General features: G+C 58.4%; 18 protein-coding genes. 7 read left to right on the forward strand and 11 right to left on the reverse strand.

All coding sequences use genetic code 11. The features are described from left to right. Positions 1–10: 10 nt before the first annotated feature. Both FHN83_RS12070 and FHN83_RS12075 read right to left on the reverse strand, forming a co-directional pair. A complete protein-coding gene (locus FHN83_RS12070) occupies positions 11–1,720 on the reverse strand; it encodes an AsmA family protein (protein ID WP_139563916.1) in 1,710 nt (569 codons plus the stop codon). Positions 1,721–1,839: 119 nt separating this feature from the next. Beyond that, positions 1,840–3,231: a nucleobase:cation symporter-2 family protein gene (locus FHN83_RS12075; RefSeq protein WP_138370809.1), complete on the reverse strand. Its 1,392-nt coding sequence runs from the start codon at positions 3,229–3,231 to the stop codon at positions 1,840–1,842. A gap of 224 nt (positions 3,232–3,455) precedes the next feature. Here FHN83_RS12075 and gltS point away from each other — a divergent pair, with 224 nt between their 5' ends. Next, complete coding sequence (gene gltS, locus FHN83_RS12080; RefSeq protein ID WP_039030183.1) at positions 3,456–4,658, forward strand: sodium/glutamate symporter; 1,203 nt, start codon at positions 3,456–3,458, stop codon at positions 4,656–4,658. Here gltS and recG read toward each other — a convergent pair whose 3' ends face one another. From recG to gmk, 5 genes are read right to left on the reverse strand one after another with little or no spacing between them, the layout of a single operon-like run. After that, a complete protein-coding gene (gene recG / locus FHN83_RS12085) occupies positions 4,659–6,740 on the reverse strand; it encodes an ATP-dependent DNA helicase RecG (RefSeq protein ID WP_139563917.1) in 2,082 nt (693 codons plus the stop codon). Positions 6,741–6,743: 3 nt separating this feature from the next. After that, on the reverse strand, positions 6,744–7,433 hold the full coding sequence (trmH, locus tag FHN83_RS12090; protein ID WP_039030181.1) for a tRNA (guanosine(18)-2'-O)-methyltransferase TrmH: 690 nt from the start codon (positions 7,431–7,433) through the stop codon (positions 6,744–6,746). A gap of 4 nt (positions 7,434–7,437) precedes the next feature. Continuing rightward, positions 7,438–9,549 carry a bifunctional GTP diphosphokinase/guanosine-3',5'-bis pyrophosphate 3'-pyrophosphohydrolase gene (spoT, locus tag FHN83_RS12095; RefSeq protein ID WP_039030180.1) on the reverse strand — a complete coding sequence of 704 codons (2,112 nt, stop codon included), beginning with the start codon at positions 9,547–9,549 and terminating at the stop codon, positions 7,438–7,440. Positions 9,550–9,568: 19 nt separating this feature from the next. Continuing rightward, positions 9,569–9,844: a DNA-directed RNA polymerase subunit omega gene (rpoZ, locus tag FHN83_RS12100; RefSeq protein WP_039030179.1), complete on the reverse strand. Its 276-nt coding sequence runs from the start codon at positions 9,842–9,844 to the stop codon at positions 9,569–9,571. 54 nt (positions 9,845–9,898) lie between these two features. After that, the gene (gmk, locus tag FHN83_RS12105; RefSeq protein ID WP_039030178.1) at positions 9,899–10,522 is read right to left on the reverse strand and encodes a guanylate kinase; all 624 of its coding nucleotides are present in this window, start codon (positions 10,520–10,522) and stop codon (positions 9,899–9,901) included. Positions 10,523–10,773: 251 nt separating this feature from the next. On the opposite strand from gmk, the gene ligB reads away from it, so the two are divergent. After that, complete coding sequence (gene ligB / locus FHN83_RS12110; protein WP_139563918.1) at positions 10,774–12,444, forward strand: NAD-dependent DNA ligase LigB; 1,671 nt, start codon at positions 10,774–10,776, stop codon at positions 12,442–12,444. Here the strand turns inward: ligB and FHN83_RS12115 are convergent. From FHN83_RS12115 to FHN83_RS12125, 3 genes are all read right to left on the reverse strand, one after another. Then, a complete protein-coding gene (locus FHN83_RS12115) occupies positions 12,441–13,058 on the reverse strand; it encodes a trimeric intracellular cation channel family protein (protein WP_039030176.1) in 618 nt (205 codons plus the stop codon). The two genes, ligB and FHN83_RS12115, sit on opposite strands and share 4 nt — an antisense overlap. A 165-nt stretch (positions 13,059–13,223) precedes the next feature. Beyond that, on the reverse strand, positions 13,224–14,654 hold the full coding sequence (locus FHN83_RS12120; protein ID WP_139563919.1) for an acyltransferase family protein: 1,431 nt from the start codon (positions 14,652–14,654) through the stop codon (positions 13,224–13,226). After that, positions 14,638–15,906, reverse strand: a complete 1,269-nt coding sequence (locus FHN83_RS12125) for an IS4-like element ISAeme4 family transposase (protein ID WP_110820574.1) — start codon at positions 15,904–15,906, stop codon at positions 14,638–14,640. The genes FHN83_RS12120 and FHN83_RS12125 overlap by 17 nt, the downstream gene beginning before the upstream one ends. Before the next feature lie 239 nt (positions 15,907–16,145). Here FHN83_RS12125 and FHN83_RS12130 point away from each other — a divergent pair, with 239 nt between their 5' ends. Next, entirely contained in the window at positions 16,146–16,604 is a 459-nt protein-coding gene (locus FHN83_RS12130) for a lysozyme (protein WP_110820915.1), read from the forward strand. Between the two features lie 10 nt (positions 16,605–16,614). On the opposite strand, the gene cadR is transcribed toward FHN83_RS12130, so the two are convergent. After that, positions 16,615–17,079 (reverse strand): Cd(II)/Pb(II)-responsive transcriptional regulator, encoded by a 465-nt coding sequence (gene cadR, locus FHN83_RS12135; protein ID WP_110820914.1) that lies wholly within the window; start codon positions 17,077–17,079, stop codon positions 16,615–16,617. A gap of 243 nt (positions 17,080–17,322) precedes the next feature. Here cadR and FHN83_RS12140 point away from each other — a divergent pair, with 243 nt between their 5' ends. From FHN83_RS12140 to FHN83_RS12155, 4 genes are all read left to right on the forward strand, one after another. Then, on the forward strand, positions 17,323–19,419 hold the full coding sequence (locus FHN83_RS12140; RefSeq protein ID WP_213014370.1) for a heavy metal translocating P-type ATPase: 2,097 nt from the start codon (positions 17,323–17,325) through the stop codon (positions 19,417–19,419). Positions 19,420–19,426: 7 nt separating this feature from the next. Continuing rightward, complete coding sequence (locus tag FHN83_RS28590) at positions 19,427–19,861, forward strand: transglutaminase-like domain-containing protein (protein ID WP_244637377.1); 435 nt, start codon at positions 19,427–19,429, stop codon at positions 19,859–19,861. After that, positions 19,795–20,136: a hypothetical protein gene (locus FHN83_RS28595; protein ID WP_244637375.1), complete on the forward strand. Its 342-nt coding sequence runs from the start codon at positions 19,795–19,797 to the stop codon at positions 20,134–20,136. Before FHN83_RS28590 ends, FHN83_RS28595 begins: the two co-directional genes overlap by 67 nt. Positions 20,137–21,084: 948 nt before the next feature. Next, positions 21,085–22,278 carry a TolC family protein gene (locus FHN83_RS12155; RefSeq protein ID WP_213014369.1) on the forward strand — a complete coding sequence of 398 codons (1,194 nt, stop codon included), beginning with the start codon at positions 21,085–21,087 and terminating at the stop codon, positions 22,276–22,278. The last annotated feature ends 1 nt before the right edge of the window (position 22,279 follow it).

Raw genomic sequence — 22,279 nt, forward strand, 5'->3', positions numbered from 1 at the left:
CCTCTCCCTTTTAGGGAGAGGGCAGGGGTGAGGGTTCTGCAACCGTGCTCACCGCTCCGCCCGTCATCGTCTGCGTCACCTGCTGTTTATCCATATTTACTGCGCTAAGTCTGCCGTTGACCGTCGGTTTCAGCGGGGAATCCTTCTGCACGTTGCCGCTGGCGGTGAGCTGAATATTGCCATCGCCTGCGATCGGCAGCGCTGGCCAGCCCCACTGCTGGATCACATTCAGCGGCACGCCGCGCCCGGTCAGGTTGACGGTGGTCTGGCGCACCGGCGTCTGCGATACCGTCGCTTTCGCTTCCAGAATGCCTTTTTCGGTAAAGGCGCTCAGTTCATTGATAGAAATTGTCGAAGCGTTGGCTGACAAGGAGAGCGACGGACGGCGCACGTCCACGCGGTTAAAGGTGGCGGCCGCGCCGTTCAGCGTGGCGGTACCCGCCCATACGCCCCACTGGCGATCTTTCGCCAGCTGCAGGTTGGTGCCGTAGCCGTCCAGGGCGGTGATCTGCCACGGGAACAGGGTGTCGACGTCGATCACCAGGTTACGGCTCAGGCCAAACTTGCGCAGCGTGACGCTGTTCAGCCACTCCGGCAGGGTATCCAGCCACTGCGTTTTCCAGTTTTCCGGCAGGGTGTATTCCAGCCCGGCGACGGCGACATCATCCAGCACCAGCGCTTTACCGCTGCGCAACCAGTTGCCGGAAGTGCGCACCATCCCGCCTTCCCAGCGCGAGGTGAACTGACGCAGGGCAATCCCCTGCGGGGAGAATTCGGCGTTCAGGATCGGGTCGAACAGGTGCAGGGAACCATAGATAAATTCGCTGGCGTTCATCGACAGGCGACCGTCCTCGCTCTGCCAGTCGCCCTGGCTCAACGTAAGGTTGCGCAGGCTTAAATCGAGATCGGTGACCGCCCAGTCCGGACCCTGCAGGCGGGCGTCGGTCACGTCCAGGCGACCAATCTGCAATGACGGCAGGGTGGTGATGGGGGCAAAGAAGTCGGCCAGGGATTTATCGCTCTGCAGGCGGATATCGTTCAGGCGCATGTTGTCCACCTTCCAGCCGCCGTTGGCGTCGCGCCGCGCGGTGCCGGTGAGCGAGCCCCGGGCCATATCTGCGCCGATGGTGGTCAGCACCACCTCTTTATCACTCAGCTCGCCTTCAATCAGCACGTTGCTGGCCGGTACGCCATTCAGCGTCAGCGACCCGGCGCTGATCTGGATCTGCGCTTTTTTGCCCAGTACGTTACCCGCTTCAGGGTCCCAGGGACGCACGCCGCCGGTCACCTTCTGGGCGCTCAGATCCCACGCGGTATTCGGGCTGTTGAACGCCATGTTATTCAGCAGCAGGCGATCGGCCTGGAAGGGAAGAGGGGCGGTCTGCGGCGAGAGGTTCAGCGTGCCGTCAAACAGGGTGATGGTATCCATGTGCAGCGGATCGGTGAGCTGGCGGCTGCTCACGCCAATATCGACCATTTTTGCGACCAGCGTCGCGGGCTGGCCGTCGCGCCCGAAGGTGACATTTTTCAGTACCAGGTGCGTGGGCGACGAGAAGCGGTGATCCATCAGGTCGAAGTTGAGTTCGTAATCGGTGTTTACCGTGATCCAGCTGCTGACCTGCGCTGCGCCCCAGCGCGTCTGGACAAGGATATAGAGCGCGAGGATCGCAATAAGCAGAACGGCCAGAATACCGACGAGAAGCTTTCCAATAAATTTCATGGTCTTCCATCACGTAAAACGCACATAAAGGAGTTATGCACGATTTATGCGCAATGCTCAAGGCGGGAATGGTGTAATTACGTGTCACGGCAGCAGTTGCCTGCTGCCGTAAAAGGGGATCAGTTCTTTTCTGGCGGGAAAATCAGGTTCAGGACGATAGCGGTGATCCCACCGGCGGCGATGCCGGAAGAGAGCAGGTTCTTCACCCAGTCCGGGGCGAACTGCAGGATCAGCGGCTGCTGAGACACACCCAGACCCACCGCCAGCGACAGGGCGATGATCATGATGGCGCGGCGGTTCAGCGGCTCGCGGGAGACGATACGCACGCCCGATGCCGCGATGGTGCCGAACATCACCAGCGTTGCGCCGCCCAGGACCGGCTCAGGGATGTGCTGCACAAAGCCGCTCACCGCCGGGAAAAGACCGAGCACGATCAGCATCAGCGCCACGACAAAGCCCACGTAGCGGCTGGCAACGCCGGTCAGCTGGATCACGCCGTTGTTCTGGCCGAAGCAGGAGTTCGGGAAGGTGTTGAACACGCCGGATACAAAGGAGTTCAGGCCGTTTGCCAGTACGCCGCCCTTCAGGCGCTTCATGTACAGCGGGCCAGAGACCGGTTGTTCAGAAACGTCAGACGTTGCGGTGATGTCGCCGATAGTTTCCAGGGAGGTGATCATGAATACCAGCATCAGCGGCAGGAGCAGGTTCCAGTCAATGCCCAGGCCGTAGTAAAGCGGCGTCGGGACCATAATCAGCGGGCTGTCGGTCGGTGCGCCGGACTGCGGCAGCATGCCCATCGCCCAGGCTGCCAGGTAGCCTGCGGCCATGGCAATCACCAGCGACGCGACGCGCAGGTACGGGTTACGCTGACGGTTGAGCAGAATAATGATCGCCAGCACGATACCCGCCAGCAGCAGGTTTTTCGGCGCGCCGAAGGTGTGATCATTCATCGCCGCATAGCCGCCGCCGATGGAGGTCAGGCCCACCTGAATCAGCGACAGGCCGATAATCATCACCACTACGCCGGAGACCAGCGGGGTAATGATGCGGCGCGCCAGGTGCAGAACGCGAGAGATGACCATCTCGGTGCAGCTCGCCAGCATCAGGGTGCCGAACAGCGCCGCCATCATCGTTGGCACATCCGCGCCGCCGGTTTTCAGCGCCGTACCGCCCATGATCAGCGGGGCGACAAAGTTAAAGCTGGTGCCCTGGATCGACAGCAAACCGGAACCCACCGGGCCCCAGGCTTTAATCTGAATGATGGACGCCACGCCCGAGGCAAACAGCGACATGCTGATGATGTGTTGCGTGTCCTGCGCCGGTAAACCGAGCGCCTGGCAGATCAGCAGAGCGGGAGTAATCACGGCCACAAACATGGCCAGCAGATGCTGACAGGCGGCGAACAAGGTCTGCGCCAGCGGCGGACGGTCTTCAAGACGGTAAATCAGTTCACTGTTTTGCGTCTGCGCAATCGGTTGCGCATCCTGCTGTTCAACGGCGTTAACGGACATCTGCTGCGACCCCTGGAGGAAAAGCGGGCATTTTAGCCGAGTGGATGAGAAAAGCAAACGATTGCCAACAAAAAACGCAGAGAAATTCTACTGCAAAATACGCCTTTTTCTGTCCCGGGGCGGCAAAGTTCATTACACTCCTGCTCCCGATTGTGGTTATAACGCGCAATCGTTACAGGAAAACGCGCATGTTGATGGAGCACGTGCCTTTAAAGGAGCCCACTATGATTCATCTCGATACGTTGTCGACCCTCGTTGCGGCAACACTCGTTTTACTGCTTGGCCGTAAACTGGTTCACAGCGTCCCTTTTCTCAAAAAATACACCATCCCGGAGCCCGTCGCGGGCGGATTACTGGCAGCCATTGCGCTGCTGGTGCTGAAAAAAAGCATGGGTTGGGAAATCAACTTCGATATGACCTTAAAAGACCCGCTGATGCTGGCCTTTTTCGCCACTATCGGCCTGAACGCCAACCTTGCCAGCCTGAGATCTGGCGGTAAGGTGCTGGGGGTGTTCTTAATTGTGGTGGTTGGACTGCTGGTAATGCAGAACGCCATCGGTATCGGTATGGCGTCGCTGCTGGGACTGGATCCGCTGATGGGTCTGCTGGCCGGTTCGATCACCCTGTCGGGCGGTCACGGTACCGGCGCGGCCTGGAGCAAGCTGTTTACTGAACGCTACGGCTTCCAGAATGCCACTGAAGTAGCTATGGCCTGCGCCACCTTCGGGCTGGTGCTGGGCGGCCTGATTGGCGGGCCGGTGGCTCGCTATCTGGTGAAACACTCCACCACGCCGGACGGCAGGCCGGATGACGAAATGGTGCCGTCGGCATTTGAAAAACCGGACGTCGGGCGCATGATCACCTCTCTGGTGCTGATTGAAACCATTGCGCTGATCGCCATCTGCCTGACGGTAGGTAAAGTGATTGCACAATTGCTGGCGGGTTCCGCGCTGGAGCTGCCGGTCTTTGTTTGTGTGCTCTTTGTCGGGGTGATCCTCAGCAACAGTCTCTCACTGCTGGGCTTTTATCGCGTCTTTGAGCGGGCGGTATCGGTATTGGGTAACGTTTGCCTGTCGCTGTTCCTGGCGATGGCGCTGATGAGCCTCAAGCTGTGGGAGCTGGCGTCGCTGGCCCTGCCAATGCTGGCGATTCTGGGGGTACAAACCCTGTTTATGGCACTCTACGCTGTCTTCGTCACCTGGCGACTGATGGGTAAAAACTACGATGCGGCAGTGCTGGCGGCAGGACACTGTGGCTTTGGTATGGGGGCAACGCCGACGGCGATCGCCAACATGCAGGCCATTACCGAGCGCTTTGGCCCGTCGCATATGGCGTTTCTGGTGGTGCCGATGGTGGGGGCGTTCTTTATTGATATCGTCAACGCGCTGGTCATCAAACTCTATCTGATGCTGCCGATGTTTGGCTGATCAGGCGTTCGAGTAACGCCCGGTCTCTGGCATCCAGCGGTCGATTAACGCTGCCGCCTGTTCGAGGTAGCGTTCATGAATATGGCGTGCCAGACGCTGAACTTCAGGGATCATGCCCTGATCGCGCAGTAAATCTGCCACTTTAAACTCGGCGTTACCGGTCTGACGGGTGCCGAGTAGCTCACCCGGCCCGCGGATCTCCAGATCCTGTTGCGCAATCACAAAGCCGTCGTTGCTGTCGCGCAATACCTGCAGGCGCTTCTGTGCCGTTTTCGACAGCGGTGCTTTGTAGAGCAGCACGCAGTGAGAGGCCACCGCGCCACGTCCGACGCGACCACGCAACTGGTGCAGCTGGGCCAGACCCAGACGCTCCGGGTTCTCGATGATCATCAGGCTGGCGTTAGGCACGTCTACCCCCACTTCAATTACCGTGGTGGCGATCAGCAGATGCAGTTCGCCCTGCTTGAAGGCCTGCATTACCGCCTGTTTCTCCGCAGGCTTCATGCGGCCATGCACCAGCCCGACGTTCAGCTCCGGCAGGGCCAGCTTAAGCTCTTCCCAGGTGGCTTCCGCCGCCTGCGCTTCCAGCAGGTCGGACTCCTCAATCAGCGTGCAGACCCAGTAAGCCTGACGGCCTTCCTGCAGACAGGCGTTGCGCACGCGCTCGATGATGTCGCTGCGGCGCGTGTCCGGGATAGCGACGGTGGTTACCGGCGTACGCCCCGGAGGCAGTTCGTCGATGACGGAGGTGTCGAGATCGGCATAGGCGGTCATCGCCAGGGTGCGCGGGATTGGCGTCGCGGTCATGATCAGCTGATGCGGATGGTATCCCTGCTGGAGCCCTTTCTCCCACAGCGCCAGACGTTGATGCACGCCGAAGCGGTGCTGCTCATCAATGATCACCAGCGCCAGCCCGTGAAACTGCACCTGCTCCTGGAAGATGGCATGGGTGCCGACAATCATCTGCACCTGACCGCTGGCAATCGCCTCCTGCTGCGCCTGTCGCGCCTTGCCTTTTTGCTTCCCGGCCAGCCAGCCCACTTCAACGCCCAGCGGCGCAAACCAGTTGCGGAAATTGTTCGCGTGCTGCTCGGCCAGCAGTTCGGTCGGCGCCATCAGGGCCACCTGTCTGCCGTGAGCAATGGCGCGCAGAGCGGCCAGGGCGGCCACCAGCGTTTTGCCCGAGCCCACATCGCCCTGAACCAGGCGCATCATCGGCACGTCCAGCGCCATATCGCGCTCGATCTCGGCGGTGACGCGGGCCTGGGCCCCGGTGGGTTTAAACGGCAGCGAGGCCAGCAGTTTATCTTTTAAATCATTACGGGCCGGGAGCGGCAGGGCATGAAAACGCTGTGCGCCGGCGCGTAACGCCAGCATGCTCAGGTTATGCGCCAGCAGCTCTTCGAGGATAAGGCGTCGCTGTGCCGGATGCTGCCCGCTCTCTAAATCGCTGAGCTGCAGCGTCGGCGGTGGTCGGTGCAGGGTGCGCAACGCGTCCGGCAGACTCATCATCCCCTGTGCCAGCTCGGGCGGCAGCAGTTCGGCTATGGCGCAGGTGTCGAGCAGCTCCAGCGCCTGATCGGTCAGCTTGCGCAGCGTCGCCTGCTTCACGCCTTCAGTCGTCGGGTAGACCGGGGTCAGCGTCTCCTGCAGCTCCGGCGTGCTGAGATCGCCCTGTACGCGGTACTCCGGGTGGATCATCTCCGCGCCGTATTTGCCGCGTTTGGCTTCGCCGTAGGCCAGCACCCGTCGCCCGGTAGCGAGGCTGTTTTTCATTGCCGCGCTGAAGTTAAAGAAACGCATCGTCAGAATGCCGGAGCCGTCGCTGATCTGGCAGGTCATCATCCGGCGGCCGCCGAAGGTGATGTTGCAGTTGAGGACTTCGCCTTCAACGGTGGCGTAAATGCCAGGCAGAAGTTCGCCAATCTGATAAAGCTGGGTACGGTCTTCGTAACGCAGGGGGAGGTGCAGGAGGAGATCCTGCACGGTATGCAGGCCAATTTTTGCCAGTTTGCTGCTCTGGGCCGCGCCAACGCCCGTCAGGGAATTGAGCGGCACAGCATCCAGCAGGCGGCCTTGCATGATTTACTTCGCCGCCTGCATGGTGGCCCACCACGTCGCATCGGCTTCAATTTCGCCCTGCAGATTCACGTGGGGGTAGGGTAATTTTTTCTGCTTCGCCACTCTGGCCAGCACCGGATAACCGCCTTCAAACAGCAGGCGCTGCTGTTCGTCCTCCGGCAGCATGCTGTTCTCGCGTTCGTACATCCCGGCATTTTGTCGCTGACGCTGGGCTTCATACAGAATGAGCGCCGAGGCCACGGAAACGTTCAGGGACTGCACCATGCCGATCATCGGAATGATGATGTCCTGATCCGCCAGATCTAACGCTTCCCGGGTGATCCCCGTTTTCTCCTGACCCATCAGAATGCAGGTCGGGCGGGTGTAATCAATTTCGCGGAAATCGACGGCTTTGTCGGAAAGATGCGTCGCCAGTACCTGCATGCCGCGCCCTTTCAGATGCGAAATAGCTTCGCCAATGGTGTCGTGGGCTTTGACCTGTACCCAACTGTTGCTGCCTGCGGCAGCCGAGGCCATAGGACGCATTCGCGTCCCCTTCCAGACGGCGTGCACTTCATGCACACCGACGGCGTCTGCGGTACGGACGATAGCAGCGACGTTATGAGGTTTATGGACCTGCTCCATGCAGACCGTAAGATCGGGCTGACGCCTGGCGAGCATCTCACAGATACGTGCATAACGCGTTGCATTCATAACACTAGTTTCGGTTACGGGTGACTTTAATGACGTCGGCCATCACGCGGATTTTGCGCATGATATTCGCCAGATGCACGCGGTCCCGCGCCGTCAGACGAATAAAGGCGCTGTACACACGGCCATCCTTCTCTTCGGTATTCAGGCTATGAATATTGGAAGAGGCGGTATTGATTGCCGCCGTCAGGTTCGCCAGTGCGCCCTGGTGGTTGAACATATCCACCTTGATCTCGGTGATAAATTCCTGCTCGGTCTCTTTATCCCACTCGACCGCCATAAACTTCTCGGGCTCTTTCTGGTAGCCGCGAATGTTACGACAGGATTCGTGATGGATAACCAGACCTTTACCCGGGCTGACGTGGGCAATAATCGGGTCGCCAGGGATAGGGCGGCAGCACTTGGCAAAGGTGATCAGCACGCCGTCGGCGCCCTTGATCGGCAGATGCCCGTGGCTGGTGGACGACGGCTGCGGTACAGAGGTTTCACCCTGCTGCAGGTTCTTCGCCACCACGACGCTCATTGCATTACCAAGACCGATCTCCGCCAGCAGATCGTCAAGCGTGGCGAGCTTCATACGCTCGATTTCACGCTGCACGTTCTCTTTCGGGATCTCGGCCAGCTTGCGGCTTCCGCCAAGTGCATGGTTGAGCAGACGGCGGCCCAGGCTAACGGAGTCGTCGCGTTTGAGGTTTTTCAGCAGCTGGCGGATCTTGGCGCGAGCTTTTGAGCTCACAACAAAGTTGAGCCACGCCGCGTTCGGACGTGCGCCAGGCGCCGTAATAATTTCTACTGTCTGGCCGCTGGTCAGCGGCTGTGACAGCGGGTACGGCTGGCGGTCGACACGTGCCCCCACGCAGGCATGACCGATATCGGTATGCACGGCGTAGGCGAAGTCGACCGGCGTGGCACCAGCAGGCAGTTCAACAATGCGCCCTTCTGGTGTGAAAACGTAAATCTCATCCGGGAAGAGATCGGATTTAACGCTCTCGATAAATTCAAACGAGCTACCGGCGCTCTGCTGCAGTTCCAGCAGGCTTTGCATCCAGCGCTGGGCGCGGATCTGCGCGGTGGTGCTGGTTTCACCGTGCTCTTTATAGGCCCAGTGCGCGGCAACACCCATCTCGGCCATCTGATCCATATCTTCGGTACGGATTTGCACTTCAACCGGCACGCCGTGCGGGCCAATCATTGAGGTGTGCAGAGACTGATATCCGTTCGCTTTTGGAATAGCGATGTAATCTTTCATCCGACCTGGACGCGGTTTGTACAGGCTGTGCATCTGACCGAGTACGCGATAGCAGGTGTCGGAGTCGTGGACGATCACGCGAAACGCGTAGATATCCATGATCGAGTGAAAACGCTGCTCTTTGAGCACCATTTTGCAGTAGATCGAGTACAAATGCTTTTCGCGACCGCTGACGCGGCAGGGGATACCGGCTTCCTGCAACCGTCCTTCGATTTCTGAGAGGATCTTCTGAATCATCTCTTTACGGTTGCCACGCGCGGCTTTCACCACCTCTTTAATCACGCGGAAGCGGTTCGGGTACAACGCTTCAAAACCCAGCTCTTCCAGCTCGGTTTTAATGTGATGAATACCTAAACGGTGCGCCAGCGGGCTATAGATTTCGAGGGTTTCACGGGCAATGCGACGACGTTTGTCCGGGCGAAGAGAGCCCAGCGTGCGCATATTGTGGGTACGGTCGGCGAGTTTGATCAGAATGACGCGGATATCCTGCACCATCGCCATGATCATCTTGCGGAAGTTTTCGGCCTGCGCCTCTTTCTTGTCGCGGAAATTCAGCTTATCAAGTTTAGAGACCCCTTCCACCAGCTCGGCAACGCTTTTGCCAAACAGCTGTTCCATATCCTGGTAGGTGGCAGGGGTATCTTCGATCACGTCATGCAGCAGGGCGGCCATCAGCGTTTCATAGTCGAGTTTCATCTCGGCCAGAATACAGGCCACCGCTACCGGGTGCGTGATATAGGGTTCACCGCTTGAACGTGTCTGGCCCTCGTGAGCGTCACGTGCAACGAGATACGCCTGCTGGAGACGTTTAATCTGATCTACCGGCAGGTAGGTTTGAATCAGTTGATTCAGGCTTTCAAACAGATACAAGGGCGACCCGCAGGTTTAACTAACGACGACCTTCAGCAATGGCGGTAACGGCCTGCAGTTCTGCGGCTTCCTGCTCTTGCTGCTCCTGGCGCTCACGAACATCGAGGATCTGGCTGTTGATCAGGCCTTCTTCGATTTCGCGCAGTGCGATAACGGTAGTTTTATCGTTTTCTTCCGGTACCAGTGGATCTTTACCGCCTGACTGCATCTGACGAGCGCGACGCGCGGCGACCAGCACCAGGTCAAAACGGTTACCAATTTTCTCTACAGCGTCCTGAACAGTTACGCGTGCCATACTTAAAATGCTCCACAGATGAAGAAATGACTGGGCATGATACTGAATGTGGGTTCAGTCTGCCAACAGTTTGGTGATTAATGCGTCATGTCGCTGCTTCTGGCGGCACATGCGCAGACGTTCGGCGCGAAGGATAGTTTTGAGATCGCTCAGGGCGGCATCAAAATCATCATTCACAATCAGGTAATCATATTCGGCGTAATGGCTCATTTCCGCAACTGCCTGGGCCATACGTTTTGCGATAACCTCTTCGCTATCCTGACCGCGGCCGCGGAGACGACGATCCAGCTCATCTTTTGACGGCGGTAAAATAAAGATGCTGCGTGAATCAGGCATTTTCTTGCGGATCTGCTGTGCGCCCTGCCAGTCGATATCAAGGAACACGTTTACGCCGGTCGATAATACCTGCTCAATGGTTTCACGCGAGGTGCCGTAATAGTTCCCGAAGACCTCAGCGTGTTCAAGAAACGCGTCTCTGCCAATCATCGTTCTGAATTCGTCGTGATCGACAAAGAAATAATGTTCACCGTGTACCTCACCCGGACGCGGCGCGCGCGTGGTGTGAGAAACAGAAACCTGCGTATCATACAACGGTTGGGTTTTTAACAGCGCCTGAATCAGGCTGGATTTACCCGCGCCACTTGGGGCAGAAACAATATAAAGCGTGCCTTGAGCCATGAGAGTCTTTTGTATGTGTTAGCGAAGAAAGTCCTACATACGGGCTTATTATACACGTCGCCGCTGCGTGACGTAGCCTTTGTCACACTTTTTCCACGCTTTGGTTGATTTTTGCGAGCCTTTTTCCTGTTTTCTGTGGTGTTTGCTGCAACAAAAATTCAATTCTGATGTTGCCTCGTAAAGTCGGGTTTTGGGTGTCGCCTGCGGCGGCGCATCGCGTTATATCCCTTGTAAAATAGGGAGGGATAACGATGTGGCGATATGTTGGCGTGCTGTTGTGGATCTGGAGCAGCGTGGGGCTGGCGGTATGCCCGGTCTGGTCTCCAATGCAGGCAGAACAGGAGATAGCCAGGCTTAGCGCGCAAATCGCCCGCTGGGATAAGGCGTACTGGCAGCAGGGCGTCAGCGACGTGAATGACGAAGTGTATGACCAGCTGGCGGCGAGGCTGAAACAGTGGCGGCACTGCTTTGGCGATGAGCAAGCGTCAGAGGCGCTGGCGGGTGTGGGGGGCGCGGTTAAACACCCGGTAAGCCATACCGGGGTTCCAAAGATAGCCGATAAAGCGGCACTCCGGCAGTGGATACAGGCGCGCCGTGACCTGTGGATCCAGCCGAAAGTGGATGGCGTGGCGGTGACGCTGGTCTACCGGCAGGGGCAGCTTGTGCAGGCGACAAGCCGGGGTAACGGCCTGAAAGGTGAAGACTGGACGGAGAAGGTCAAACGTATCGCCTCGGTGCCCGGGCAGGTAAAAGGCCCGCTCGCAAATAGCGTGCTGCAGGGCGAACTCTTCCTGATGCGCGATAACCATATCCAGCAACAGATGGGGGGAATGAATGCCCGGGCAAAAGTCGCCGGGACGATGATGCGACACGACACCGGCGCAGGGCTGGATAACATCGGTATCTTCATCTGGGCGTGGCCGGATGGCCCCGCCTCGATGCCTGAACGTCTGCAGGCGTTAACCCGGGCGGGCTTCACCCTTACCGGTCAGTGGACGCATAAAGTCAGTTCGGTAGAGGAGGCTGAAAAATTACGTGACCGCTGGCATAAGTCACCGCTGCCCTTTGTGACCGATGGCATTGTGATCCGCGCGGCGCAGGAGCCCGCAGGCAACCGCTGGCTGCCCGGTGAAGGCAGCTGGGTGGTGGCATGGAAATATGCGCCGGTCGCGCGGGTTGCTGAGGTTCGGGCCATCCATTTTACCGTGGGGCGTACCGGCAGGATTGCGGTGGTCGCCACTCTTGAGCCCGTGCAGCTTGATGATAAAAGGGTGCAACGCGTCAACCTGGGATCGGTGAGGCGCTGGCAGACGCTGGATATTGCGCCGGGGGATCAGATTCAGGTCAGCCTGGCCGGGCAGGGGATACCGCGCGTCGATAAAGTCGTCTGGCGAGGGAGCGAACGACGCAAACCCGTGCCGCCCGAAACGCGCTTTACGCCGCTCACCTGTTTTTATGCCACGCCGGAATGTCACGGGCAGTTTATGGCCCGGCTGACGTGGTTGAGTTCATCGTCAGTGTTGAATATCGAAGGGCTGAGTGAGGCTGGCTGGCAGTCGCTGCATCAGGCGCACCATTTTGATCACCTTTTTTCATGGCTGGCGCTCAGTCAGGAACAGTTGCAGCAGACGCCCGGTATAACGTCGCAGCGCGGCCTGCGGCTCTGGCATCAGTTCAATCTGGCCCGTCGCCAACCTTTTACTCGCTGGCTTGATGCGCTGGGCGTTCCCCTGCCGCGCATGGCCATGCGCGCGCTCAGCGATCGGCACTGGCAGCAGTTGCAGAGCAGGGATGCGTTACGCTGGCATCAGGTTCCGGGCGTCGGCCCGGAAAAGGCGCGCAGGCTGGTGGAGTTTGTGCATCATCCCACCGTGAATGCCCTGACGTCCTGGCTGGGCGAGCAGGGCGTGCAGGGTTTTTAATGGCTGTCGTGTGTGTAATAAAACACGGGTAATCCCAGCTTCAAACGCAGCGCCAGCAGGCGGGCGGTAAAGCCAAACAACAGCGTGGAGATGATCACCACGTCCTGATTGCTCACGTAGTGCTGAAGTGCGACGTACAGCACGGCGGAGGCAAAGGAAACGCCAGCATAGAGCTCTTTCTGGAAGACCAGCGGAATACGCTTGCAGAACATGTCGCGCAGCACACCGCCAAATACGCCGGTGATCACCGCCGCGATAGTGGCGATGACCGGGCCATGACCCATATCCAGCGCGACCTGGGCGCCAATAATGGAGAATACGATCAGACCGAGGGCATCCAGCACCAGAAACAGACGGCGCAGATGGGGCATAACCGGGGCGGCAATGGTTGTCAGCACGGCGGCGACGGCCACGATAATCACGTATTCAGGGTGTTGTACCCAGCCGAGCGGATAGTGGCCCAGCAGGATATCCCGGACAGACCCGCCGCCCAGCGCCGTGGCGGTGGCAATAATAATGACGCCAAAGGTATCCATACGACGACGCCCGGCGGCCAGGGCACCGGTCATGGCTTCAGCGGTAATACCGATCAGATACAGGATATGCAGCAGCATGTTACCCCCAGAGTTAAGGCCGTCAGGGTAACGTTTTGTGCTCTGGCTCACGATTTAGATTTTCTTGTGCGAGTGGTTAAGCCTTATTTTATCTAATGACACTTTGGCTTAAATAGAGCGATTCGGGGTTTTTACTTCAGAAATAGCATTAGATTTATTTAGCTTTTAATCCCGTTGGCGGGTAAAAACCTGCCGGAACATCGGCACCAGAACTTTATTACCGGTTTCGCTGAGGTGGTTATCATCGAAATACCACGGCTGTAAGTTTTTGCTGCCCATACAGCGGCTCGCCGTACAGAGCCATGCGGTGGGATCGAGAACCTGAACGCCACACTGTTTAGCTGCACGTGCCTGTGCCTGCAGAATGACCGCGTTTTGTTTAGTGTAAGTCGCAGTGGGGATGGATAAGTCGTGCGTGGTTCTGCCGGTCATCAGCCGATGAGATAACGTGCGAGGCACATTCTGCGCCATTTCCGGGATCGGGTTGACCAGATATACGGGGCGCGTGCTGTTAAGCGAGCATGCCATGTCCACTATCGCATCCGAATACTGACGCAGGTAGTCCTGCTGGTTTTGCGACCCGGTACCGAAGTTGACGAGGCGCTTTTCGGCATAGTGCGTGAGTCGGTTCACAATCACCACCGGCACGTCAGGCGGGTAATCCTTCAGCCTTGAAGGAAGAGAGCGGTTAAATGCCCCGCAGCGATTTTGTTCTCCCAGTTCGCCTCTCGCCAGCGTCGGACAACCAGAGGAGGTGATCCCGATAACCGAACCTTTATCTTTTGCTGCTTCTGCCAGCGCGGTGGCGGTAGCTTCCGCATGGCTGTCACCAACGATGATGGCCACAGGCTGACCTGTACCGTAAGTGCTCAGGTGCGTTTTAGGGTTGGCAGCGTAGTTTTTATTGGTGGCTTCCAGCGCGATTTTGTTCACCAGCGGGTCGGGCTGGCTGACAACAATCTGGTTTTTCACCAGATAACTAAACAGCCAGGCGACACCCACGCAGGCAAACAGGATCAGCCAGAAGGCGCGAGTTGAACGCTGGCTAAGGTAATTTTTGCCGGGTTGCTCGATAAGCACCCACGACAGCCAGCCGGCAGCAAAGGAGAGCGCAATCGCGCTCATGACCCACAGCCCGTTATGCTGCTTTCCGCAGTAGAGCAGAAACACCGCAACAGGCCAGTGCCATAAATAGACGGAATACGAGCTCAGCCCCGCCCAGCGAAAATTGCGGTCAAACAGACTCACCAACGGCTGGTAGTCACTGTAGATCACCAGCATCGCGCCCATGACGGGCAGTAAGGTCAGGGGCCCCGGCCAGGCTTGCTCAGCGGTGATGAAAAAGAGAGAAAACAGGATCAGTGCGTAGCCCGCAAGCGCCGCAACCGGGCGAAGCATAAACGGCATGACAAAGCGCTGAGCGGCGTACCACACCAGTCCACCACACAGCATCTCCCAGGCGCGATAAGGCATCAGGTAAAAGCTGGTGGCCGCATTGGTGGGCGTGTGCGTAATACTCACGATAAACGCCGCGATGGTGAGCACCGCCAGGCATAAGCCGGTGTTCATATACAGGACCTTAAGAAAACACTTCATTTGAAACTCCTTCTAAGGTCCTGTTCTGTATCGATTTTCGCTGCTTGGTTCGACGGGCATTTTTCGCCAAGTAAACGGCAGCCCATTCCAGACGCTCTCTTATTTCCTCCAACGCCCGATGAGCAACCGCTTCCAATAACGGGAACCACCAGGTTCCGCTATTTTTCGCCGCTTTCAGTGTGGATAAACCGTCCCCCATCAGCGTCTGAGCTACCCGTCTTTTCATCACCAGCGACAACAGGCTGGCCCACACCAGCCCCTCGGCAATGGCTTTCTGACCTGTCACAAAGCCCTTGAGCCGGTTGTGCGACTTCCACTCCTTAAACAGCAGCTCCACCTGCCAACGACAGCGGTACAGGCTCATCACCCGCTCTGCTGGCCATGCCTCTCGTGGCAGATTGGTCATCCAGATACAGAACCGTTTCTCCTCGGCAAACCAGCGTCGGATCAGCCGATACTCGAACTTGCCCGATTTCACCACCATATCCAGTACCTCTGCCCGACAGTGCCGCCGTCCAGCATCCTTGAGTGACAGGCCCGCCAGCTTCGGCACTTCCCGTTCGGCACCGCGCCATGCCCGGATAATCTTCGGGTTCAGGCTCTTACTACCCCTGACCAGATAGAAACCGCCCGCCTCGTTTACCTTCGCAAAGTAGGCCATATCGATGTAACCCGCGTCCGCCAACAGCAGGCTGTTATTGAGCCGCTCGGGCTCAGGCAGGAACTGGCGCTCTGACGCCGTATCGGCAGAGACCTGCATGCAAACTGGACGCTGCTCCAATAGAGACATGAGCATATGACACTCGATTGCCGCCGGGCTAATGGTCTTGAACCTTCCCGGAAACACTTCGGCCAGGCTTTTGTGGACGGCAAAGGAAGTACCATCCTGCAACAACACCTGTTTGAATGCGCCAAGGGATGCAGTCTTCATCTGTTGGCCGATACGCAAGGCGATAGCCCGTTCAACCAGCGCCTTCATGAACAGGGCGAACGACGCTTTGCGCAACTGGTTGTGAAAGGGCTTGTAGGAAACCTGATGGGCATCAACCAGTTGCAAGGCATTGAAATGATGGTGCAATCCAGCGATACCATCGACCTGGTCGCAGCCAAGTGCCCGCAAGAGTGCAGTCACCAGCATGGCAGGCGTAATGGCTCGTTTGCGCAAGCAAAATTGGCAGTCACGGGCAATGCGGTCGAGTTCGGCAGGAGAGAGAAGTTGCTCAAGATAGTGGTTGGCATCGATAATGGTCATGGCTTCGTGCGTGGCGGTTTTGTTTGGCGATAAAATCAGATCACAATCGAAGCCATTTTTATATCTATTTCAATTTGTTGCTGCTAAAGATCCTGTACATGAACAGTCGCTGCCGCCGTGACAGGGGGCGCAGGATGGGGTGTGGCCATCCTGTATGCCTGGACGGAGGCAGACCAAGCCCTATGGGCCGGGGTGCTGAACTTCTGGTTCCTCGGGCGCGTGTTCGACCGGGTGCGTTCGTGAGCGAGGTGCCGAAAGCGGCCATCGAGCTGGCCAAACGCTTCGAGGGGTTCCACCGCGTGCCGAAGGCCGATCCTGGACGGGCACACCCGTACATCTGTCCTGCAGGGTACTGGACGATTGGGTACGGCCATCTGTGTGATCCGAAGCATCCGCCGATCACGGAAACCGAAGCCGAGGTCTATCTGGCCCGCGACCTGCAAACAGCGCTCGCCGCGACGCTGCGCTACTGCCCGGTGTTGGCTACCGAACCCGAGGGACGACTCGCGGCCATCGTTGATTTCACCTTCAACCTTGGTGCGGGGCGGCTACAGACATCGACGCTTCGGCAACGAGTGAATCAACGAGACTGGCCGAGCGTAACGCACGAGCTGCAGCGCTGGATCTATGGTGGCGGACGTGTGCTGCCAGGACTTGTCTCCCGACGTGACGCCGAGGTACGACTACTACTTGGCTGACGCTGTTCGTTCAACGCTTTCCTTTGAGGCTGTGTGCCCCGTGAACATGCACTCTGCTGGTAGCTGACTCGCAATCGCTGCGTGATGCTGTGGACAATTCGGTCAAAATTCCGCATTGGCTGGCCTGTTGAGACTCACGGCAGTTTTCTCTCAACGCCTTAAGTTGTCGTTCCAGCGCTTTCAACTCTTTGATGCGGGAGGCCACATGGCCAATGTGTTCGTCAAGCAGGTCGTTTACCTGAGCACAGTTCTCGTGAGGCGAGTCCTTGAAGCGCAGTAGGACTCGGATTTCATCCAGCGTCATATCCAACCCTCGGCAGTGCCGAATGAAGGATAGCCGGTCAACGTGTTCGCTGCCGTATACCCGATAGTTTCCTTCAGTGCGAGCCGTTTCTGGCAGCAATCCTTCGCGTTCGTAATACCGGATAGTCTCAACCTGAGTGTGAGCAGCCTTGGCCAGTTCGCCGATTTTCATATCTTCACCTTGCGCAGTGGCAGGAAAGTTGCATAGTCTTATTTTGTAGGCGCTTGACATTGTAGTGGCTACAGGTTTTTTAATCCATCCTACAAGGAGAAGATCATGAACCCTACTCACCAATCCCAACAAGTTGACACTGCCTGCGGTTGTGGGAGTGGATGCGCTGCATCGCCTGCTGTGGGTGGGCCAGTGGCGTCTGCTGCAACGGCTGTTGAGTCACGGCGATTCCGGATCGCAAACATGGACTGCGCGTCGGAAGAGTCAGAAATCCGTCGAGCGCTGGATGGCGTGGCAGGTATTCACGGCTTGCAGTTCGACTTGGGCAACCGCGAGTTGGGCATCGCTGCTGAGGATCATGCTCTGCGGTTGGCACTGGATGCGATTCGCAAGGCAGGCTTCAAACCAGAACCTATCAAGGTCAAAGACAAATCCGAGGGTGCTAATAAGGCACCGCCAACAGGTTTCTGGGCCTCATGGGGCAAATTGATTGCTGCATTGGGACTGGCCGTGGCGGCTGAAGGCTTGGCCTTCGCTTTTCCAGATAGTTGGTCAGGAAAAGCCCTTGGAATGGGGCTGGCCGCAGTGGCCATCGCCCTGGCGGGCTTTTCTGTCTACGGTAAAGGGCTTTCCGCACTGCGGCAAGGTCGCTTGAACATCAACGCCCTGATGACGGTGGCCGTGACAGGCGCCTTTTTGATAGGCCAGTGGCCAGAAGCTGCCATGGTGATGGCCTTGTATGCCATAGCCGAGGCCATCGAGGCTCGAGCGGTGGATCGGGCGCGTAACGCCATCAAGAGCTTGTTGGCGCTGGCACCGGAGCAAGCCGAGGTGCGTCAAGGTGACGGCAGTTGGACGCGCGTCGGCGTCAAAGGGGTCGCCGTCGATGCGATAGTGCGCATCCGTCCAGGAGAGCGCGTTCCGCTCGATGGCGTCGTGACGCTTGGACAGAGTGCCATCGACCAGTCTCCCGTGACTGGGGAAAGCCTGCCTGTAGACAAGGTTCCTGGCGACGAAGTGTACGCAGGCACCATCAACCAGTCTGCCGCCTTGGAATTCCGGGTTACCGCGCCCGCTTCGGACAGTACCCTGGCTCGCATCATTCACGCGGTCGAGCAAGCGCAGTCGTCACGCGCGCCAACTCAGCGCTTTGTAGATCGGTTTGCCGCGATCTACACCCCGGCAGTGTTCATCCTGGCTGTCTCCGTCGCGCTGTTAGCACCGTGGATCACGGATTTAACCTGGATGCAGGCTGTTTACAAAGCCTTGGTGTTGTTGGTCATCGCCTGCCCCTGTGCCCTGGTTATTTCCACGCCTGTCACGGTCGTCAGTGGCTTGGCGGCCGGGGCAAGACGGGGGATTTTGATCAAAGGCGGCGTTTACTTGGAGGATGCGCGAAAGATCAAAGCTGTGGCCCTGGACAAGACAGGCACGATCACGGAAGGTAAGCCCAAACTGGTGGCCTTCGAGCCCGTAGATACAGGTCTTGATCAACGGGTGCTGGAGGGTCTTGCAAAGAGTCTCGCGGGCCGGTCGGATCACCCAGTATCCAAAGCCATCGCAGAGGGGCTGTCAACCATCGCTCAAGAAGTAGGAGAGTTTCAAGCCGTTGCAGGGCGTGGAGTGCAAGGTGTCATCGGCAATCATTCCTATGCGCTGGCCAACCACCGTTGGATCGAGGAGCGTGGGCAATGTTCGACTGAACTCGAAACCCGCCTCGCAGTTCATGAGAAGGCAGGTCGCACGGTCACACTCCTTGCTAACAGCGAACGTGTTATGGCGATCTGTGCGGTGGCGGACACCATCAAGCCAACATCCGCGCAAGCCGTAGCCGACCTGAAGTTGCTTGGTGTGACACCGGTCATGCTGACAGGGGACAACATCGCGACTGCGCGCACCGTCGGCTCACAGGCGGGCATAGGCGAGGTGCGAGGCAACTTGCTACCCGAAGACAAGTTGCAGGCCATCGGCGAACTTCAACAACGCCTGGGCATCACGGCGATGACAGGTGATGGCATCAATGATGCGCCAGCACTTGCTAAGGCCGACATCGGATTCGCAATGGGCGGCGCGGGCACCCACACGGCGATGGAGGCTGCCGACGTGGTGGTCATGAATGACGATCTGCGCCGCCTGCCGGAAACGATTCGACTCTCGAAGCGCACCCACGCTGTTCTGTGGCAGAACATCAGTCTCGCGCTAGGCATCAAGTTGGTGTTCTTACTTCTGGCCATCTTCGACAATGCCTCCATGTGGATGGCCGTCTTCGCCGACATGGGGGCCAGTCTGCTGGTGGTCTTCAACGGCCTGCGCCTGCTGCGCAGCGCCCAACGAAACTGAGTCGATCATGGACACCGAACCGCGCCTGCTGCAGCCCACCCGACTTCTCGACTTCACGCACCCTGCCATCGATACCCTGGTCGAGAGGCGGGGCTGGCGACAGCTGCCCGCGTTCGATCGGATCGGTGCGGTCTACGACTTCGTGCGCAACGAGATCGCCTTTGGCTACAACGCCCGCGACGAACTGCCTGCCTCGGCCGTGCTCGCCGACGGAGTCGGCCAGTGCAACACGAAGAGCACGCTGCTGATGGCCCTGATGCGCGCCGTCGGCATCCGCTGCCGATACCACGGCTTCACCATCGACAAGCCGCTGCAGAAGGGCGCGATCACCGGCATCGCCTACGCGCTGGCCCCCCGCGGATCATCCACAGTTGGGTGGAAGTCGACTTCGACGGGCGCTGGGTCAACCTCGAAGGCTTCATCCTGGACGCACCCTACTTAACCAGCCTCCAGCGGCGGTTTCCGGACCGCCGGCGCTTCTGCGGCTACGGGGCCGCCACGCCCGACCTGTCCGCGCCCGCGGTCGAGTGGCGCGGCCAGGACACTTACATCCAGAGGGACGGCATTGCCGACGACTTCGGTGTCTTCGACAGTCCCGACGAGTTCTATGCCCGGCACGGCTCGAACCTCTCCGGGCTTAAGCGATGGCTGTACTCGCATGTGATCCGGCACCGCATGAACGCTCAGGTTCGGCGCATCCGTGTCGAAAAGTGGTGATGCCGGTCACGGCGATCAGCTAGTGACCCATGCCCGAACCCTGTAGCGGCTAGACTCTTCCACATGCGCAGCCCGCTTGCCATCCTCATGCTCGCTGTGTTGCCGCTTCAGTTCGACAACGCCTCCATGTGGATGGCGGTGTTTGCGGACATGGGGGCAAGCTTACTGGTGGTCTTCAATGGGCTAAGGTTGCTTGGAAAGCAATCGAGCAAGTAGAAAAGATGGACGGGGAAGTCTATAGCTGCTACACTGTTTCACATATGCGTAAATGGTTGGCAATCCTTTTGTTGGTATTTATGCCGCTTCAGCTTAGCTGGGCGGCTGCAGCCAGCTATTGCCAGCACGAAAGCGGAACCGCAGCCAAGCACTTTGGTCACCATGACCACCAGCACAAGACTGCGGATGGCAAAGACGCATCCTCCGATCCAGCCAAGACCACCGGTGGTGATCCTGATTGCGCGTCCTGTCACGCGGGATGTTTGTCAGCCTTGCCTGGGGCAGTCACGATTGCAGCGCTGGCAGACTCGTCTCTGGGCGCAGCAGATTATTGGGCTCGTCTCACGTCGCCCCCTTTTGAACGCCTCGAACGCCCTCAGTGGCGTGTCCTCGCCTGATCGGCGGGGAGCGCGTTCCTTTCCCTTCGTCATCACCAATGCATGGATACGCCTAGCGCGTGACCGTGTCAAGCCGACTTCGTGCGGTTGATGTGATGGCGTCGTAGGCGATCATTTGGATCGCTCTCCGCCGATTCCCTCGTGTATTTGAATATCACTGGAGAATCGGATGTTGAAGAGTCATTACAATTACAAACGACGGAAGTCAGTTTCCGTCCTCTGCACATTAAGAGTTGCGGCTGCTACGAGTTTGCTCGTAGCGCTCACTGCAGGGGCAGCTTTCGCTCAGGCGCTGCCAGCAGCACGAGACAATCATCCAGCCGTCAGAAGCGGCTTGCAGAGCGAAGCGGCAACCATCCTGACGCTGCAAAAGGCCATCGATTTAGCCCTGGACAGCAATCTTGATCTGGCTGTCGCAAGGCGGGAAATCGAGGCAACGCAAGGTCAGGTGATCCAGGGGCAAGCGCATCCCAATCCCGAACTGGCGTACTCACTGGAAGACCAACGGGCACCGACCCGGACACAAAGCGTGCAGATCAATCTGCCGGTCGAAATGGGTGGCAAGCGCGCTGCCCGTATCACGGCGGCAGAGCGAGGACGTGACATTGCGGTCGAAGAACTTAACGTGCGCCGCGTCGAAATTCGTGCCGCCGTGGTCGCTGCCTTCTTCGACACTTTGGCGGCACAGGAACGCGCTGCATTGGCTCAAGCCAGCGTCGAACTGGCACAGCGCGCCACGGACGCCGTTGCCAAACGCGTGGCAGCTGGCAAGGTTTCGCCGGTCGTAGAAACCAAGGCACGGGTAGCCGAAGCAGGTGTGCGAGTCGAATTGGCACAGGCCCAGAGCGAGCAACGCAATGCTCGGGCACGCTTGGCCAGTTTGCTAGGGGCCAACCCACCGCGATTTACTCTCGTGTCGGGCAACGTGGAAGAGCTTCCGGCTGTCCCTTCGCTCGACAACGTCCAGCAGCGCCTGTCCACTTCGCCAACGCTGCGCCGTATGCAGCTGGAGGTTGAGCGCCGCAGGTCGTTGGTCGATGTAGAGCGCAGCAAACAGATACCCGACGTCACATTCAGCCTAGGGGTGAAACGCCCCACCGAACTGCAGCGCGATCAACTGCTGTTCGGTGTTTCCGTCCCCTTGCCGCTGTTTGATCGCAATCAGGGGAACTTGTTGGAAGCGTTGAAGCGCGAAGACAAGGCGCGGGACGAACTCCAAGCTTTGAACATACGAGTCAGCACGGACGTATTGCAAGCCCGCGAGCGGCTGGAATCCATTCGTAGGGAAGTCGACGTCTTGCAACAAGATGTTTTACCTGGGGCCAAAAGTGCCTACGACGCGGCCACCGTCGGATTTGAAAACGGCAAGTTCAACTTCTTGGAAGTGCTGGACGCACAGCGCACCTACTTTGCCGCCAAGTCTCAATACCTCAAAGCATTGGCTGAGGCGCATCGCACGGCTGCGGACATTGACCGCGTGCTCGGCGAATCTGGCGCAAATGCTACCCAGCCAGCGAATAAGGAATAAA

It is taken from the genome of Leclercia adecarboxylata (assembly GCF_006171285.1).
In the GTDB taxonomy this organism is placed as follows: Bacteria; Pseudomonadota; Gammaproteobacteria; order Enterobacterales; family Enterobacteriaceae; genus Enterobacter; species Enterobacter barmai.

Excerpts from the sequence above, each read along its gene's own strand:
- FHN83_RS12070 (WP_139563916.1), bottom strand. The coding sequence starts at position 1,720 with ATGAAATTTATTGGAAAGCTTCTCGTCGGTATTCTGGCCGTTCTGCTT.
- rpoZ (WP_039030179.1), bottom strand. The coding sequence starts at position 9,844 with ATGGCACGCGTAACTGTTCAGGACGCTGTAGAGAAAATTGGTAACCGT.
- trmH (WP_039030181.1), bottom strand. The coding sequence starts at position 7,433 with ATGAATGCAACGCGTTATGCACGTATCTGTGAGATGCTCGCCAGGCGT.
- FHN83_RS12140 (WP_213014370.1), top strand. The coding sequence starts at position 17,323 with ATGGACTGCGCGTCGGAAGAGTCAGAAATCCGTCGAGCGCTGGATGGC.
- recG (WP_139563917.1), bottom strand. The coding sequence starts at position 6,740 with ATGCAAGGCCGCCTGCTGGATGCTGTGCCGCTCAATTCCCTGACGGGC.
- FHN83_RS12115 (WP_039030176.1), bottom strand. The coding sequence starts at position 13,058 with ATGCTGCTGCATATCCTGTATCTGATCGGTATTACCGCTGAAGCCATG.
- cadR (WP_110820914.1), bottom strand. The coding sequence starts at position 17,079 with ATGAAAATCGGCGAACTGGCCAAGGCTGCTCACACTCAGGTTGAGACT.
- FHN83_RS12125 (WP_110820574.1), bottom strand. The coding sequence starts at position 15,906 with ATGACCATTATCGATGCCAACCACTATCTTGAGCAACTTCTCTCTCCT.
- FHN83_RS12120 (WP_139563919.1), bottom strand. The coding sequence starts at position 14,654 with ATGAAGTGTTTTCTTAAGGTCCTGTATATGAACACCGGCTTATGCCTG.
- FHN83_RS12075 (WP_138370809.1), bottom strand. The coding sequence starts at position 3,231 with ATGTCCGTTAACGCCGTTGAACAGCAGGATGCGCAACCGATTGCGCAG.
- ligB (WP_139563918.1), top strand. The coding sequence starts at position 10,774 with ATGTGGCGATATGTTGGCGTGCTGTTGTGGATCTGGAGCAGCGTGGGG.
- FHN83_RS28590 (WP_244637377.1), top strand. The coding sequence starts at position 19,427 with ATGGACACCGAACCGCGCCTGCTGCAGCCCACCCGACTTCTCGACTTC.
- gltS (WP_039030183.1), top strand. The coding sequence starts at position 3,456 with ATGATTCATCTCGATACGTTGTCGACCCTCGTTGCGGCAACACTCGTT.
- gmk (WP_039030178.1), bottom strand. The coding sequence starts at position 10,522 with ATGGCTCAAGGCACGCTTTATATTGTTTCTGCCCCAAGTGGCGCGGGT.